This is a genomic window from Nitrospirota bacterium, from assembly GCA_015233895.1.
Taxonomy (GTDB): domain Bacteria; phylum Nitrospirota; class Thermodesulfovibrionia; order Thermodesulfovibrionales; family Magnetobacteriaceae; genus Magnetomonas.
In genome coordinates this window covers 87,211-102,365 of sequence record JADFXG010000002.1, presented here as the reverse complement: position 1 = coordinate 102,365, position 15,155 = coordinate 87,211, and the positions used below count along the sequence as shown (strand labels likewise).

Genomic DNA, 15,155 nt, shown 5'->3' with positions numbered 1-15,155 from the left:
AATGACGATAAATAATAGTTTTTACTGTGTTTTTTATTCGTCATTGCGAGGAGCGATAGCGACGTGGCAATCTCAGCCTTTAAAAATAATGAACGTAATTATGCATATCGCTATAAGAGTTTTTTTATTGTGAAAATTCAAAATATCGAATTATGCAACGGTCTCAAGCTGCATTCACTCGCCTAACATCGTTGGCATCGTCAAAAGCTCCTCAACGTCTCCCCTAAAAAGGGGAATCCCCTGTAAGGGGATGCGTCTTTCCTTGCCGCCAAGGGGACTCACCTTTAGGGGACGCTTCTGACTGCAACTTTGTATTAATTGGAGATCCTAATTTCGATAATTTACTTTACTTTTTAGAACATGGTAATATAATCTCTATACTAATGTTACTAATAAAAAATCTTTGCAATCTGAAACTATAGATACAAACAAATGAGACCAATAAAATCAATAAAAACCAAACTCCTTATCAGGATAGTGATTTCCTTTATCATTATGTCTATAGTAGTGCAGGGGATAGTGTTTGTGAGTTTCCGAGCGTTAAGTCTTGATACAGCCAAGGAGAAAGCGATGTCAGTAGCAGAGTTAATAAGGGATACGATAACATCTTTTATGGTCCTTGGTGTGTACGACAAAAGAGATGTGTTTATAGACAGGATAAAATACGCACGCGGCCTTAAAGAAGTCAGAATCATAAGGGGGAAGGGTGTGGTTGCCCAGTTTGGAAATTTAAAAGAAGTCAGCAATACCACCAGCCTGATAGAAAAAGAAGTTCTTGAAACCGGTATTTTAAAATCTCAGTTAAGTGAGAATCCCTCGATAGTTCAGTACAGACTCGTAATCCCTTACAAAGCTACAATGTTGGAACAGGTTAAATGTATGAACTGCCATAAGGCTAAAGAGGGTGAGGTACTTGGCGCTGTCAGCATCGTTATGGATTTGACAAACCAGCGTAAAGAGGGTACCACTACTATGTCCTATATGATGGTAGTTTCCCTGATTTTTTCCTTTTGCACTCTGTACATAATCTATGTTTTTTTTAACCCCTACACAGAGTTATTTAAAAAACTCAGGTCAGGATTTGAAAAAGCCCAGGAGGGGGATTTCACTGAACGTCTGGCTGTGCGGCTAATTGATGAGGCAGGGGATGTTGCAAGAGGTTTTAATACCATGGTGGAAAATCTCTCTCAGGCCCTGTCTTTAATAAATCATAAAGTATCTCTGCTTATAGGTTATCAAGTGGCAGGTTCGGGAAATGCACTAAAAGATACATCTAAGACTGTTGATATGTTGATTAATATATATAATTTTAAAAGAACGATAGAAAAGGACCAGAAAAAAACAGAGATATTTACAAGGCTTGAGCAAATTCTTAATACGTTTGGGATTACTGAGTACTCAATCTACGAGGTCACACAACGCAATAATACAATCACTACCATATCTGCGCGTAGTGATGTGTCTCAATCATATGGAGATAATAATGTCTTATGGTGTAGTAATTTAATCACAGCTAATGCACATGAGTGCAGGGCAAACAGAACCGGTACTATGGTAGATTCTAGGGATTTTCCGGTCATTTGCCCTCATTTCTGCACTGGAAATAGTGAGCTTAAAGCACACAATGGACATTTCTGTATACCGGTCTATATTGGTGGCCAGGTTGGAGATGTGTTACAGATAGTTTATAACAATGACAGAGTGGATGAAGTTACTGGTGTGCTCCCATACATTAAGAGTTATTTGTTGGAGGGTGAGCCGGTGTTAGAGGCAAAGACCTTTATGGAACTTCTCAGAGAGCAGTCATTAGTGGATCAATTGACAGGTTTATACAATAGACGGTACCTTGATGAGGTTAGTACCAACCTTTGCTCACAGGCTGTAAGAAGATGTACTCTCCTTGGTATTTTGATGATTGATATAGATTTCTTTAAACAGGTTAATGACACCTATGGCCACGACGCAGGAGATCAGGTGCTTAAGAGAATTGCAGTGCTTATAAAAAACACCATAAGGAACTCTGACATCGTAGTACGATATGGCGGGGAGGAAATTATAGTGCTTTTAGTAGATGTTGCGGCGGGAAAATCTTTAGAACTGGCTGAAAAGATAAGACAGAAAGTTCAGGATGAAATTATAGAGATTTCAGGGGAGGTGCTGCAACGCACAGTGAGTATCGGCGTCAGTGAGTATCTGACTCATGGGGATAAGTTTTGGCAGTGTGTAAAATACGCTGATGCAGCACTCTATAAAGCCAAAGAAAGCGGCAGAAATAAGGTAGTGGTGTATGAACATCAAACACAATCGCTACAGGAAGATATGTAATGAGAGGTTACTCAGATTGTTTTCCCATGTAGAAGTCAAACGTTTCGGAAAGCCCTGACTTTAAAGCATACAGTGGTTTCCAGCCGAGCACCTCTTCAGCCTTAGAAATGTTTAAGGTGCTTTTTCTTAAATCACCGGGGCGCGCCGGCCCCTTTACAGGTACACTAAATCTGTCTTCTTTGGCATATCCGTTTTGCCGTGCACACTCAAGTATGGTTCGGTAAAGCTCTCCAGTTGTTGTCTCAACTGAGGTGCCTATGTTTACCACTTGCCCAGTGCCCTTTGTCAGCGCTGTCACATTTGCCCTTACCACGTCTTTCACATAACAGTAGTCTCGTATCATGCCGTCCGGTTCATCCGGAAAACTATAAATCACAGGCACTGTGCCGGAAATAAGTTTTTCCATAAAAATAGCGACAACCCCTGCCTCAGCATGCGGCGTTTGTCTTTGCCCAAAAATATTGGCATATCTTAATACCGTGTAATTAAGCCCATATTGGTGGCGATAAAAATTCAAATAATACTCGGCAGTTAGTTTGGTTATTGCGTATGGCGAAAGAGGAGTTACAGGAGATGTCTCAGCAGAAGGAGTATCTCCTGCCTCACCATAAACAGCACCGCCGGAGGATATAAAAATAAACTTCTTTACACTAAACTTTACAGAGAGTTCAACAATGTTTAGAAATCCTAAAATATTTACGTTTGCATCAAACATCGGGTCATTTACTGAGGCAGGCACTGACATCTGCGCCCCATGATGATTTACTACGTCAGGTTTTTCTATCTCAAAGACTTTTGAACATTCTTTGGAGCATAAATCCATCAGATAAAAATTTGCCTTTTTATTTATATTTTCTACCTTGCCGGTACTTAAATTATCAATGATAACGACCTCATGCCCCTCATTAATGTAGCCATCCACTACGTTTGAACCAATAAATCCGGCGCCTCCTGTCACAAGTATTTTCATTTTCACTCTCCTTTAGCTATTGTTCCTACAAGGTCAAGAGCTTGCTTTATTGCCTGATCCATGTTGTAGTACCGGTACTGAGCAAGGCGTCCTGCAAAATACACGGTTTTTAATTTCTCTGCTTCTTTTGCGTAACGCTCATATTGTTTTTTTGCGTTTTCCATAGGCATCGGGTAGTAGGGCTCTCCCTCTGCCTCAGGGTACTCTTTAACTATTGTCGTTTGGGGATGTTTTTGGTACGTAAAGTGCTTACTTTCGGTTATTTTTGTGTAACGGAAGTCGTTTGGATAATTTACCACCGCCACCTCCTGAAAGTACTCTGTGTCGTGTGTTTCAAACTCAAAACTCTGGCTTCGGTAAGGGAGTTTGCCGTGTACATGGTCAAAGAAATAATCCACAGGCCCGGTATAAACAATTTTATCAAATTTCACGCTCTCTAAAACATCCTTATAGTCGGTGTTCGTTACCAGTGTTATGTTTTTATGGTCAAGAATCTTTTCAAACAGTTTAAAAAATCCCTCTTTTGGCATCCCCTGGTGTTTATCATTAAAGTACCTGTCATTGGTGTCATACCTGATTGGGATTCTGCTTGTCACCTCAGGGGAGAGTGCATCAGGATATACCCCCCACTGTTTAAATGTGTAGTTTTTAAAAAACTTTTCGTAGAAATACTCCCCCACTACCGATACGACAACATCACGTGAGTTTCTGATCTCTGGCACCCTTACACGCACAGATTCAAAATACTCTCTGAGTTCAGCCTCCGAAAACTGTTTACCCATCAATGCGTTTACAGTGGTGAGGTTTATCGGAATTGGCAGTATTTTTCCGTCAACACAGGTGCGTACTCTGTGGACATAATTGTTAAACTCTCCAAAACTTCTTACATAATCCCACACATCATCGTAGTTTGTGTGAAAGCAATGTGCTCCATACTTGTGAACCAAAATCCCGGCATCATCATAGAAATCATAGGAATTGCCGCCAATATGACCGCGTTTTTCAACAAGCAGGACTTTTTTATTAAGTTTAGAGGCAAGCCTTTCAGCGCTTACAGATCCTGCAAAACCAGCACCTACTACAAGAAAATCATATCTTTCCGGCAAAAGTACCTCTCCCCTGATGGGCGAATGCCATTTGCAAATGGGCGAATATCATTCGCCCCTACTTAGGCGTCCGTATCAATTTTAAGATAATTCTCCAGTGCCGTTTCCCATCTGACGGGTTTAAACCCTGTACAAAGCACAGTTTGGCTAAGGTCAAGGACTGAATATGCCGGTCTTTTGGCTGCTGTGGGAAACTCTGCTGTCGTTATTGCTCTGACAGGAGTGGTTATCCCTTTGAGTTTTAGTATCTCTACGGCAAAACGATGCCAACTAATACCTCCGTCTGTCTCATCCGTTACGTGATAGATGCCGAATTTGCCGCTTTCTACCACACATCTTATTCCCTCTGATAAGCTGACAGTCCACGTAGGAGAGCCTGTCTGGTCGGCCACCACGGTAAGCTCACTCCTTTGGCGCGAGAGCCTCAGCATTGTCTTAACAAAGTTATTGCCAAATTTCCCGTAAAGCCAGCTGGTTCTGATAATGTAAAACTTATTTAAGAGCCAGGTTACGTACTTTTCACCGGCAAGTTTTGTAAAACCGTAGTGATCCACCGGCGCTGTTTCATCAAAAGGATTGTAAGGAGTTTTCTTTGTTGGGCAGCCCGGCCCTCCAAACACGTAATCCGTGCTTATATGACACAGGGGAATATCCCTTTCGTTACAAACGATACAGAGGTTTTGGACGCCGAGAGCATTAATTATCATAGCAAGGTCACGTTCAGTTTCAGCCTTATCAACATTTGTATATGCGGCACAATTAACTACAACATCAGGTTTGAGCTTATCAACAGAGTCCCTTATGGCGTTAATATTAGTAATATCGAGTTCATCTATAGTAAATCCTTTACAGGTGTGGCCAGTTTCATTTAAATATGGCACAAGATCGCTTGAAAGCATTCCGCCTGCGCCAACAACCATTATGTTCATTTCCAAAATCCTCCGCTTTCTGCGGTGAGACGGCTCTTAAGCGGCTGCCACCACCATTTATTTTCCATGTACCACTCAATGGTTTTTACTATGCCATCTTCAATTTTCACTGTTGGTTTCCAGCCAAGCTCTCGTGTTATCTTTGAGTTATCCAGAGCATATCTGAAGTCATGCCCGGGTCTGTCCTTTACATATTTAATGTGAGATTCGTCCTTACCCATTACCCTTAGGGCAGCTTTTACTATATCTATGTTTTTCCGTTCACAATCCCCCCCCACATTATATACCTCGCCATCTTTTCCTTTATGAAGTATGGTATCAATAGCCTCGCAGTTATCCAGGACAAACAGCCAGTCTCTGACATTTGCTCCCTCTCCATAAACCGGCACAGGGGCGCCCTCCATTAAGTTAGTAATCATAAGCGGGATCAGTTTTTCCGGAAACTGTCTAGGGCCGTAGTTGTTTGAGGGTCTTACCATAATAGCAGTATAGCCGTAGGTTTTGTTATATGCTCTGAGGAGTAAGTCTCCAGCCGCCTTTGATGCCGAGTATGGGGAACGCGGGTCAAGCGGGGTGGTCTCGGTAAACTTACCGTCTTCGGTCTCAAGGCTGCCATAGACCTCATCGGTTGACAGATGTACAAAGCGTTTAATGTTTGAGGCTTTCATGGCAGAGTCAAGAAGCGTTTGAAGCCCAATAATATTAGTTTCAAGAAACGGCTTTGCGTTTTCTATTGAGCGATCTACGTGGCTTTCGGCAGCAAAGTTAACAACAGCATCAACCTCTTTTGTTATCGAGCTGACAATGTCTGCATTGACTATTGAACCGGTAACGGTGCGCAACCGTTTTGTGTCCAAATCCCTGAGATTGTCTATATTTCCGGCATAAGTCAGGGCATCAAGGTTTACTATTTCATAATCAGGATATTTTGTAAGCATATGTCTGATAAAATTAGATCCTATAAAGCCACAGCCTCCGGTTACAAGAATTTTCATTCTATGGCCCCCTTAATCAAGTTTATACGGGCTGTCATCACTATCCTCCCACCGGATTTCATCTACCGGTTCCTTCTTGCCCTTTCCGGCGTACAGCCTGTCGGGGAGGTTTATGACCATACCGTCCACGGTGTCAGCATTTTTGTAAGCATGCACAACTCCCGGTGGCACGACTACTATTTTATTTTTTGAATCCCTTAGTACAATCCTGTTTTTATGAGTCGGAGAGTGTTCTCTTCTATCCCACAGATAAAGTGTGAAATTAGTCAGAAATATAAAAATATCGGTCTGCTCAACGTGTTCGTGCGGACCTCTGGCAACACCGGGTTTAGTCATTGAAATGTAAGACATCACAGGTGTTAAACCCTCCGGCAGTTCATCTGTTCTGTAAATTTCGGCAAGCCATCCGCGTGCATCATTAAAAAACCGTAACTCTTTAATCGTAACCCCTTCGATATTGCCATCTTTGTACATTCTGTTAAACCTCCACCACTGTATCGTCACTAATCATAAGCCTCAGTGCCTTATGACGATGCATGTTTTTAAAAACCCTTGCATTGCGCCCTATAAGACTGTCCTCAAGGCGCTCTATGCCCTCAATTACGGAATCACTGAGTATCACCGAGTGCTCTATGGCTGAGTCCTTAATAGCTGCGCCGTCTCCTATGCTTGTGTGTGGGCCGATAAAGGAATTTTCAATTCTTGCGTTTTTACCTATTTTAATTGGACCTCGCATGTGGCTGTTTATGACCACAGTGCCAGCCTCTATCGTAACCCGCCCTATAATGCGGCTTAATTTATCCACTTCACCTGCAATATCATACTTTACATACTCATCCAGCACTATGGTGTTAGCCTCAAGGAGATCGTCCTTTTTACCGGTATCCAGCCACCACCCATCCAGCACCTGGCTATCCACAGCATGTCCCATGTTTATTAATTCCTGAATAGCATCCGTGATTTCCAACTCACCGCGCCTTGAGGGTTTTATTCTTGCTATAGCGTCAAATATTTTATTTGTAAAGATATAAACACCAACAAGGGCAAAATTAGATGGAGGATTTTCAGGTTTTTCTATTAATTCCACAACCTTTCCGTCAGCGTCAAGGCGGGCTACGCCAAAACGCTTAGGGTCATCCACGCGTTTTAGAAATATTAGTGCTTCAGATTTTTTCTTTTTAAACCGATCTATGGCGCTCTTTACGCCCTCGCTTAGGAGGTTATCACCAAGATACATAACAAAATCATCATTTTTGAGAAAATTTCTTGCCGTTAAAACGGCATGAGCAAGTCCCTCCGGTTTTTTCTGCACGATGAACCTGGGTTTCAGTCCCCACTGTGCGCCATCCATTATATAATCTTTGACGTGCTGGCCTGTCTCAGGAGAGATAATAACTCCAGTATCTTTAATTTTTGCCTCAGCAATATGGTTTAACACATACCATAATATCGGTTTTCCGGCAACAGGCACCAACTGTTTGGCAATTGTGTGAGTGAGGGGGCGCAGCCTCGTTCCCTGTCCGCCGCTTAATATGAGTGCTTTCATTTAATGTACAATCCTTTCATAACGTTTTTATTCAAAAACATCAATAGTGTTCTAACAAACAGCCTATTATACCAGTTATGGTTTAAATATTGTAACTGCTCAGAGAGTTATTTTTTTTTGTACGGTATTTATAAGGAACATTTTATGTAAAGGAGAGTAAAATAATATAGAATCCTTGACAGAAAAAATTATAGTTGTATATGATAATCATGTATAGGGCAAAGTGGAAAACTACATGAAAATAGCGATAGGGTGTGACCATGCCGGTCTGCAATTGAAAGAAGCGATAAAGACTGAGTTAGCTCGTTTAGGACTTGAGGTAGCAGATGTCGGCACAAACAGTTGTGATTCTGTTGATTACCCTGACTTTGGGCAGATGGCGGCACAGATGGTATCAAGCGGTAAGGCACAGCGAGGGATATTGATCTGTGGAACCGGCATAGGAATGTCTATAGTTGCAAACAAGTTTAACGGAATTAGGGCGGCTCTGTGTAATGATGTGCAAACAGCCATTTTGAGCCGTGAACATAACGATTCCAATGTGTTGGTTTTAGGAGCCAGGGTAACTGCACAAGAGCTTGCGTTGGAAATGTTGCGCGTCTGGCTTGACACTCCGTATGAGGGCGGACGGCATCAGAGAAGACTTCAAAAACTAAAAAACATAGAGGACAGCGTTAAAGATGGATAGGTTTGACTGTGATTATGAGGCGATAAAGCGTATTGACCCTGAGGTATATGATGCAATCTGCGGGGAGTTTGCCAGAGAGAATGACAAACTTCTTATGATAGCATCGGAAAATTATGCAAGCTATGCCGTGATGGAGGCGCAGGGGTCAGTGCTTACAAATAAGTATGCTGAGGGGTACCCCTATAAGCGATACTACGGCGGCTGCCAGTACATGGATATTGTTGAATCACTTGCCATAGCGCGAGCAAAGGAGCTCTTTGGCGCTGAGCACGTTAATGTACAGGCGCACTCCGGCTCATCGGCCAATATGGGGGGTTTTTTTACTGTCTTAAAACCAGGTGATACTATTCTCGGCATGGATTTAAGACACGGCGGGCATCTGACACACGGTGCGTCGGTAAGTTTTTCAGGCATGTTATATAAGACCAACTTTTATGGCGTTGACAAAGAGACCGGTTACATAGATTATGAAGAGGTAAGACGGTTGGCTAAAGAGTGCAAACCAAAGATGATAGTGGCAGGGGCAAGCGCCTACTCTCGAACCATAGATTTTGCCGAGTTTTCCTCCATAGCTAAAGAGGTAGGGGCATATTTCATGGCTGATATTGCTCACATAGCCGGGCTGATAGCAGCCGGTGTTCATCCCTCGCCGGTAAAGTATGCTGATTTTGTGACAACCTCAACGCATAAGACATTACGGGGCCCAAGGGGCGGCATGGTTATGTGCAAAGGGGAATATGCCAAGGCGCTTGATAAAATCATTTTTCCCGGCATACAAGGCGGCCCTCTTATGCACGTGATAGCAGCCAAAGCGGTGGCATTTAAGGAGGCATTAACTGCAGAGTTTAACGGCTACCAAAGAAACGTGGTAAAAAACGCCTCAAGACTCGCTTCTGAGCTGATGAAAAGAGGCTACAAGATAATCTCTGACGGCACAGACACGCACCTTATGCTGGTTGATTTAAGAAATAAAAATATAACAGGGGCACTGGCTGAGCAAGTGCTTGATTTGGCTGGTATCACATTAAATAAAAACTCCATCCCATATGATGATAAGCCAGCTACTGTGACAAGCGGCATTCGTCTTGGCACTCCGGCTATGACAACAAGAGGACTTATGGACTCTGACATGGAGGAGGTAGCCGATATAATAGATAGCACACTAAAAAACCACGCTGATGCCGGCAATATGGAAACTCAACGCAGGCGTGTAGAGGTGCTTTGTAACAAGTATCCGATTTACAGTACACCTGTGGGCAAAGTATAATTTACAGATTGGTGTTTGACTAAAGAAGTTAAAATCTGTTAGCTTAGATAGATGCCAGATGGGGAGTCGTCTAATGGCAGGACAGCAGATTCTGGATCTGCCTGTAGGGGTTCGAGTCCTCTCTCCCCAGTGTGTTTAAGAAATGTGGTCCCATCGTCTAGCGGTCCAGGACATAGCCCTCTCAAGGCTAAGACACGGGTTCGATTCCCGTTGGGACTATTTGTTAAGTGCTTGATTACGAAAGATATTATTATTTTATACTCCCCCAAAAAACCGTGACCAGCCGCCATTTAGGGTAAAATAAATACTACAAGGGAGAAAAGGCTTTGATTTTACGGGGAATCAACTTCGGAAGCGTTTTTGTGGCATCGGGAGCTTTGAACTTTTTTGGCGAGGGCTGGAGGTTCCACAGGTTTTTCAAGATGCTGTTTGGTCTGAACTTAAGCGGAGTAACATTCGTTTCAAAAACTACAACTATAGACTACCGAAAGGGAAATATGGAGTTGGATGCTAATTTTCAACCTAAGTCTCTGCTTCCTGACTGCATCCGTGTTTATCCTGTAAAGGGGGTTGTTTTGAATTCAGTTGGGCTAAGCGGTCCTGGCGCTGAGCATCTATTTTCACAAAAATTATGGCAGAAAAGAAACAATCCATTTCTTATTTCTTTTATGGCAGTAGCTGAAACCAAAGAAGAACGGGTTGAAGAGGCAAAGAGGTTTGCGAGAATTCTTACAAGGGAGCTTCCTAATTTCCACGCCAAAATTGGGCTGGAGCTAAACATCTCCTGCCCAAACACTTCGCACGACACGTCAAAGCTTATTGACGATGCTTTAGACCAACTTGAGGCATTCTCTAATCTTGGCGTTCCCGTGGTTCTAAAAATCAATGCTTTGACCCCTCTTGATGCGGTTATACGAATCACTGGTTCAGGATTGTGCGATGCCATCACAGTGTCCAACACGATTCCCTGGGGGCAGCTGCCGGAAAAAATTGACTGGGCGGGAATTTTCGGCAAGCTGGAATCCCCACTTAAACATCTGGGAGGTGGCGGGCTTTCAGGTTATCCACTGCTGCCTGTCGTTGCAAGCTGGATTTCTGAAGCAAAAAAAAGCGGACTTACCGTTCCAATTATCGGTGGCGGCGGAATTCTTAAGGAGGCAGATGTGAACTTTTTACATCAGCACGGAGCTGACGCCATTGCACTTGGTAGTGTGGTAATCCTTCGACCCTGGAAAGTGGTGGGTATCATAAAACGGGCAAAACAGATTTATACCAAGTAAATCAAAAAAGGAGGTTGTGGTAGTGGATGTAAAGGACAGGATTATCGTAGCTTTGGATGTGGATAGTTTGGACAAAGCTAAAACCCTCGTGGAAAGCCTTGCTCCATATGTCGGATGTTTCAAGGTTGGGCTTGAGCTGCTGACTGCCGTAGGTGCTCCGCAGGTAGTGGAGTTTGTCCATTCACTGGGCGGCCAGGTCTTCTATGACGGCAAGTTCAACGACATCCCCAATACCATTGGCTCTGCAACTAAGGCTGTTGCCGGACTAAACGTCAGGATGTTTACAGTACACGCCTCGGCTGGTGTTGAAGCAATGATGTCTGCTGTTGCCAACAAGGGGACCTCTCTTGTGTTAGCAGTCACGGTTCTTACCTCACTGGGGGAGAGCAATGCCCACCTGATTTTCGGCGGACCGTATAAGGCCAAGGTGTTACAGTTGGCACGTGACGCATGTCTGGCTGGTTGTGACGGCATCATTTGCTCACCGCAGGAGCTGGAGCTTCTTGGATTGCAGAAAGAGCTTAACGGTTTGATGACAATCACCCCTGGTGTTCGTCCAAAGTGGGCATCTGCCGGAGACCAGAAAAGAATTATGACGCCCTCTGAGGCAATAAAGGCGGGAGCGACAGCTCTGGTCATTGGCCGCCCCATCACTAAACCGCCCACGCTTGTCGGTTCACCTGTGGATGCAGTTAAGCGAATTGCCGAGGAAATCTCAGCCGTTTTATAGGAAGGTGAAATAATGAAAGAATCAGATGTTCTGAAGTTGCTTGAAAATATCGGGGCAGTAATAAAAAACAGCCATATCGTTTATACATCAGGCAGGCATGGCAGTGCCTATGTCAACAAGGATGCGCTCTATCCGCATACAAGTCTAATATCGGACTTGTGCAAACTGTTTGCAAAGAATTTTGCAGATGACGGCGTAGAAGTAGTAATTGCTCCGGCTATTGGAGGGGTCATTCTCTCACAGTGGACGGCACACCATCTTTCTGAAATCACAGGACGTGAGGTCTTAGCTGTCTATGCGGAGAAGACCGAAGACGGCGGTTTTGTTATTAAGCGTGGCTACGACAAAATCATTGCTGGAAGGAAAGCTCTTGTGTTGGAGGACGTGCTGACCACAGGCGGCTCTGTAAAGAAGGTGATAGAGGCGACTGGCAATTTCGGTGGTGAGGTCATCGGTCTCGGAGTCCTCTGTAACCGTGGCGGTATAAAGCCAGGCGACGTGGCAAATCCGCCAAAGCTATTTACGCTCATCAATGTGGCACTTGAGTCGTGGGACGAGGCGGAGTGCCCGCTCTGTGCCAAAAATGTTCCCGTCAATACGGATGTGGGCAAAGGCAGGGAATTCCTTGCAAAGAAAGCAAAATGAGAAAACACAAGTAATATACAAGTGAATCCTGCTGTTTTAACGACTGGCGGTGGTAGTTTTTAGTTTACAAAAAAGTCATATGGATGTTAAACTCGTCCATGAACTTATACCGGGTAGCAGTCAGAAGCGTCCCCTTACAGGGGATTCCCCTTTAGGGGAGACGTTGAGGAGCTTTTGACGATGCCAACAAAGTTAGGCGATAGAATGCGACTTGAGACCGTTGCAAAATTCCCAAAATGGGGGAAAAGTATTTCCCAATTAATACCGAGTAGCAGCCTAAAATATAATAATGATGAGATTACCACGTCGCTATCGCTCCTCGTAATGACGGATAGGTACGCCCACGCACAGCCCACGCCGTCATTGCGAACCCCCGCAGGGGGTGTGGCAATCTCATCCTTTTTCTATAACATTTTGTTATATTTTTGAACTCAACTTTGGTGTTATAATATTTTTGCAACGGTCTCGACTTGGTATTAGCGGCAGACAGGCCGCATAACTTACTTTTAAGGAGAAAGCATATGGTTTTGAAAACTGTTAAAACAATGGCTTTATTAACGGCGGTTCTTCTGATGTTTGTATCAATTCATTTGCCTGCGGCTTTTGCAGATGATTTAACTGGATTTGGGGTCGAGGCTACGCTTGGGGTCATAATTGAGGACCCGGGCGGCCACGTGTCATACATGGGGACGTCACTGGACGTTAATAACGACTTAAAGTATGATACTCAGACACGATTGTTTGGAAGGTTCAAGCTTACTACACCGGGCTCCTATGTGCCCAACTTTTATTTGATGATGACTCCAATCAGATTTTCCGCAGATGGCTATAAGACAGTCAGCTTCTCCTATGGCGGCAAAACTTTTACGGGAGGAATACCGTTTAATTCTAACCTGCAGACCGACCAATACGACATAGCGCTTTATTGGGGGATTCCATACTTAAAAGTGGCTACCAATAACGTTTTAAATGTAGATCTCGGAATAGACGTGAAAATTACTGCCGACAAAGCTGAGATAAGCCAGGGAGCCCTGAGTGCTTCTAAAACTCTGACCATCCCCGTGCCGATGTTGTATGCAGGCGTGCAAGTGAAACCGGTTCAACAGCTTTCATTTGAGGGGGAGGTGCGCGCTATAACTGCTGGTTCAACGGGTAGCCTTGTGGATTTAAGTATAGCAGCCAGATACAGCCCTGTGAGGCCACTTCTCTTGGGAGTGGGCTATCGATACGAATATTTGAAAGTCAACATCAGTGACGTGGATAGTGCAACGTCATTCAGCGGGCCTTTTTTTGAAGCCGGCGTAAAGTTCTAAATCGGTAAACTGTGATTATTACCCATGAACCACAGCTAACCACCATATCTTGATACAGATATGAGTGCGGTAGATTTACTTTTAGTGGGATTGGCAGCAATATTAGGAGGTGCGGTCAATGCACTTGCTGGCGGGGGAACGCTTATCACATTCCCTGTGCTTACCGCTGTGGGTGTGCCTGCCGTTGCTGCCAACATCACAAATACGATAGCTCTTTGCCCTGGCTACCTTGGTGCGACATTTGCACAGATGAAGGAGCTGCGAGGCCAGTTGTTCAGATTAGGGCTGTTAATTCCGGTTAGCCTGATAGGCGGTATTGTTGGTGGAGTGTTGCTTTTAAAAACTGGTGAACACGCCTTTAGAAAACTTGTGCCTTTTTTGATTCTTATGGCTGTGGTGTTATTGGCTTTTCAGGACAAATTGCGTGCCTGGGTACTATCCCGTTCAGGCCACACCGGGGCAGTTACCATACACGACGCATGGGTTATATTGCCGGTCATTCCAGCTGCTGTTTATGGAGGCTATTTCGGAGCCGGAGTTAGTGTTATTGTGCTTGCGGTACTTGGACTTGTGCTGGAGGAGTCGTTTACCCGCCTGAATGCCCTAAAGCAGGCGGTCTCGTTTAGCATTAATATTGCTGCAGCAATCTTTTTCCTGTTTTCCGGAAAGGTCGTATGGTCTGCCGCAATTGTTATGGCTGTATGTGCGCTTGCTGGAGGGGTGTTGGGTGGCCGGTTGGCAGGCTGGATTAAGCCATCAACATTGCGCCGTATTGTTGTGTTTACAGGGGCAATAGTTGCTGTGATTTATTTCGTTGGTTAGAATCAAGGCGGTTTACGTCCCCCTGTCTTTATTTGACATAAATCTTTATATATGACTTAGACCTAAGTTCTTCTATCAGTGTTTTTAGCCGTTTGTTTACATCTTCTTCGATAAGATATGTCTCGATCTTTTTTCTTTCCTCATCGTTTTCTGCTTTAACGTTGTTTTCCTTGCAAAAACGCTCTATATCCTCCTCCCTGACTATTGCATAGGAGCGAACCTTTATCTCTATAAACTTAGCAATTAATTCGTCATCATCTTTACCGGTTAGTTTCATGGCAATAGCCATACTCTTAAGCAGCACCTTGTTAATCATCGTGTTAATGATGTCTGTTTTGCCTAACATTGGAATATTTGCAGCACCGGAGGCTCTTTCCGCCTCCTCGTATTTCCTTTCAAATTCACTATACGTTATTGCCGTATCATTCACAAAGGCTGCAACCGAGTCTAACAAAACGTCCTCGGCAAAAGACACGCCAGTTAACAGTACTGCAGATAGTAAATAAGCCAAAAACACTCTTTTAATCAACATATCTTTA

General features: G+C 43.8%; 15 protein-coding genes and 2 tRNA genes. 10 read left to right on the top strand and 7 right to left on the bottom strand.

Features of this window, described 5'->3' with window-relative positions:
- The first annotated feature begins 432 nt into the window (after positions 1–432).
- Positions 433–2,325 carry a diguanylate cyclase gene (locus tag HQK88_02615; GenBank protein ID MBF0615691.1) on the top strand — a complete coding sequence of 631 codons (1,893 nt, stop codon included), beginning with the start codon at positions 433–435 and terminating at the stop codon, positions 2,323–2,325.
- 7 nt (positions 2,326–2,332) lie between these two features.
- Here the strand turns inward: HQK88_02615 and HQK88_02610 are convergent, their stop codons facing one another.
- From HQK88_02610 to HQK88_02585, 6 genes are all read right to left on the bottom strand, one after another.
- Positions 2,333–3,295 carry a GDP-mannose 4,6-dehydratase gene (locus HQK88_02610; GenBank protein MBF0615690.1) on the bottom strand — a complete coding sequence of 321 codons (963 nt, stop codon included), beginning with the start codon at positions 3,293–3,295 and terminating at the stop codon, positions 2,333–2,335.
- Positions 3,296–3,297: 2 nt separating this feature from the next.
- Entirely contained in the window at positions 3,298–4,401 is a 1,104-nt protein-coding gene (gene glf, locus HQK88_02605) for a UDP-galactopyranose mutase (GenBank protein MBF0615689.1), read from the bottom strand.
- 62 nt (positions 4,402–4,463) lie between these two features.
- On the bottom strand, positions 4,464–5,330 hold the full coding sequence (gene rfbD, locus HQK88_02600) for a dTDP-4-dehydrorhamnose reductase (GenBank protein MBF0615688.1): 867 nt from the start codon (positions 5,328–5,330) through the stop codon (positions 4,464–4,466).
- Complete coding sequence (rfbB, locus tag HQK88_02595) at positions 5,327–6,325, bottom strand: dTDP-glucose 4,6-dehydratase (protein ID MBF0615687.1); 999 nt, start codon at positions 6,323–6,325, stop codon at positions 5,327–5,329. The genes rfbD and rfbB overlap by 4 nt, the downstream gene beginning before the upstream one ends.
- 12 nt (positions 6,326–6,337) lie before the next feature.
- Entirely contained in the window at positions 6,338–6,799 is a 462-nt protein-coding gene (locus HQK88_02590; GenBank protein ID MBF0615686.1) for a dTDP-4-dehydrorhamnose 3,5-epimerase family protein, read from the bottom strand.
- A gap of 4 nt (positions 6,800–6,803) precedes the next feature.
- On the bottom strand, positions 6,804–7,871 hold the full coding sequence (locus HQK88_02585; GenBank protein ID MBF0615685.1) for a glucose-1-phosphate thymidylyltransferase: 1,068 nt from the start codon (positions 7,869–7,871) through the stop codon (positions 6,804–6,806).
- 235 nt (positions 7,872–8,106) lie between these two features.
- Here HQK88_02585 and rpiB point away from each other — a divergent pair, with 235 nt between their 5' ends.
- From rpiB to HQK88_02540, 9 genes are all read left to right on the top strand, one after another.
- The gene (gene rpiB, locus HQK88_02580) at positions 8,107–8,559 is read left to right on the top strand and encodes a ribose 5-phosphate isomerase B (GenBank protein ID MBF0615684.1); all 453 of its coding nucleotides are present in this window, start codon (positions 8,107–8,109) and stop codon (positions 8,557–8,559) included.
- The gene (locus HQK88_02575; protein ID MBF0615683.1) at positions 8,552–9,826 is read left to right on the top strand and encodes a serine hydroxymethyltransferase; all 1,275 of its coding nucleotides are present in this window, start codon (positions 8,552–8,554) and stop codon (positions 9,824–9,826) included. Before rpiB ends, HQK88_02575 begins: the two co-directional genes overlap by 8 nt.
- Before the next feature lie 59 nt (positions 9,827–9,885).
- Positions 9,886–9,956, top strand: a tRNA-Gln gene (locus HQK88_02570).
- Positions 9,957–9,972: 16 nt separating this feature from the next.
- A tRNA-Glu gene (locus HQK88_02565) sits at positions 9,973–10,045 on the top strand.
- Between the two features lie 107 nt (positions 10,046–10,152).
- Positions 10,153–11,106, top strand: a complete 954-nt coding sequence (locus HQK88_02560; GenBank protein ID MBF0615682.1) for a hypothetical protein — start codon at positions 10,153–10,155, stop codon at positions 11,104–11,106.
- Positions 11,107–11,128: 22 nt separating this feature from the next.
- Positions 11,129–11,836, top strand: a complete 708-nt coding sequence (pyrF, locus tag HQK88_02555) for an orotidine-5'-phosphate decarboxylase (protein ID MBF0615681.1) — start codon at positions 11,129–11,131, stop codon at positions 11,834–11,836.
- A 12-nt stretch (positions 11,837–11,848) separates the two neighbouring features.
- Complete coding sequence (locus HQK88_02550) at positions 11,849–12,481, top strand: phosphoribosyltransferase (protein ID MBF0615680.1); 633 nt, start codon at positions 11,849–11,851, stop codon at positions 12,479–12,481.
- 521 nt (positions 12,482–13,002) lie between these two features.
- Positions 13,003–13,794: a TIGR04219 family outer membrane beta-barrel protein gene (locus HQK88_02545; GenBank protein ID MBF0615679.1), complete on the top strand. Its 792-nt coding sequence runs from the start codon at positions 13,003–13,005 to the stop codon at positions 13,792–13,794.
- 60 nt (positions 13,795–13,854) lie between these two features.
- Positions 13,855–14,616 (top strand): sulfite exporter TauE/SafE family protein, encoded by a 762-nt coding sequence (locus HQK88_02540; GenBank protein MBF0615678.1) that lies wholly within the window; start codon positions 13,855–13,857, stop codon positions 14,614–14,616.
- A 28-nt stretch (positions 14,617–14,644) separates the two neighbouring features.
- Here the strand turns inward: HQK88_02540 and HQK88_02535 are convergent, their stop codons facing one another.
- Positions 14,645–15,148 (bottom strand): hypothetical protein, encoded by a 504-nt coding sequence (locus HQK88_02535; GenBank protein ID MBF0615677.1) that lies wholly within the window; start codon positions 15,146–15,148, stop codon positions 14,645–14,647.
- Positions 15,149–15,155 lie beyond the last annotated feature (7 nt).

Excerpts from the sequence above, each read along its gene's own strand:
- HQK88_02615 (MBF0615691.1), top strand. The coding sequence starts at position 433 with ATGAGACCAATAAAATCAATAAAAACCAAACTCCTTATCAGGATAGTG.
- HQK88_02610 (MBF0615690.1), bottom strand. The coding sequence starts at position 3,295 with ATGAAAATACTTGTGACAGGAGGCGCCGGATTTATTGGTTCAAACGTA.
- rfbD (MBF0615688.1), bottom strand. The coding sequence starts at position 5,330 with ATGAACATAATGGTTGTTGGCGCAGGCGGAATGCTTTCAAGCGATCTT.
- rfbB (MBF0615687.1), bottom strand. The coding sequence starts at position 6,325 with ATGAAAATTCTTGTAACCGGAGGCTGTGGCTTTATAGGATCTAATTTT.
- HQK88_02590 (MBF0615686.1), bottom strand. The coding sequence starts at position 6,799 with ATGTACAAAGATGGCAATATCGAAGGGGTTACGATTAAAGAGTTACGG.
- HQK88_02585 (MBF0615685.1), bottom strand. The coding sequence starts at position 7,871 with ATGAAAGCACTCATATTAAGCGGCGGACAGGGAACGAGGCTGCGCCCC.
- rpiB (MBF0615684.1), top strand. The coding sequence starts at position 8,107 with ATGAAAATAGCGATAGGGTGTGACCATGCCGGTCTGCAATTGAAAGAA.
- HQK88_02575 (MBF0615683.1), top strand. The coding sequence starts at position 8,552 with ATGGATAGGTTTGACTGTGATTATGAGGCGATAAAGCGTATTGACCCT.
- HQK88_02550 (MBF0615680.1), top strand. The coding sequence starts at position 11,849 with ATGAAAGAATCAGATGTTCTGAAGTTGCTTGAAAATATCGGGGCAGTA.
- HQK88_02545 (MBF0615679.1), top strand. The coding sequence starts at position 13,003 with ATGGTTTTGAAAACTGTTAAAACAATGGCTTTATTAACGGCGGTTCTT.
- HQK88_02540 (MBF0615678.1), top strand. The coding sequence starts at position 13,855 with ATGAGTGCGGTAGATTTACTTTTAGTGGGATTGGCAGCAATATTAGGA.
- HQK88_02535 (MBF0615677.1), bottom strand. The coding sequence starts at position 15,148 with ATGTTGATTAAAAGAGTGTTTTTGGCTTATTTACTATCTGCAGTACTG.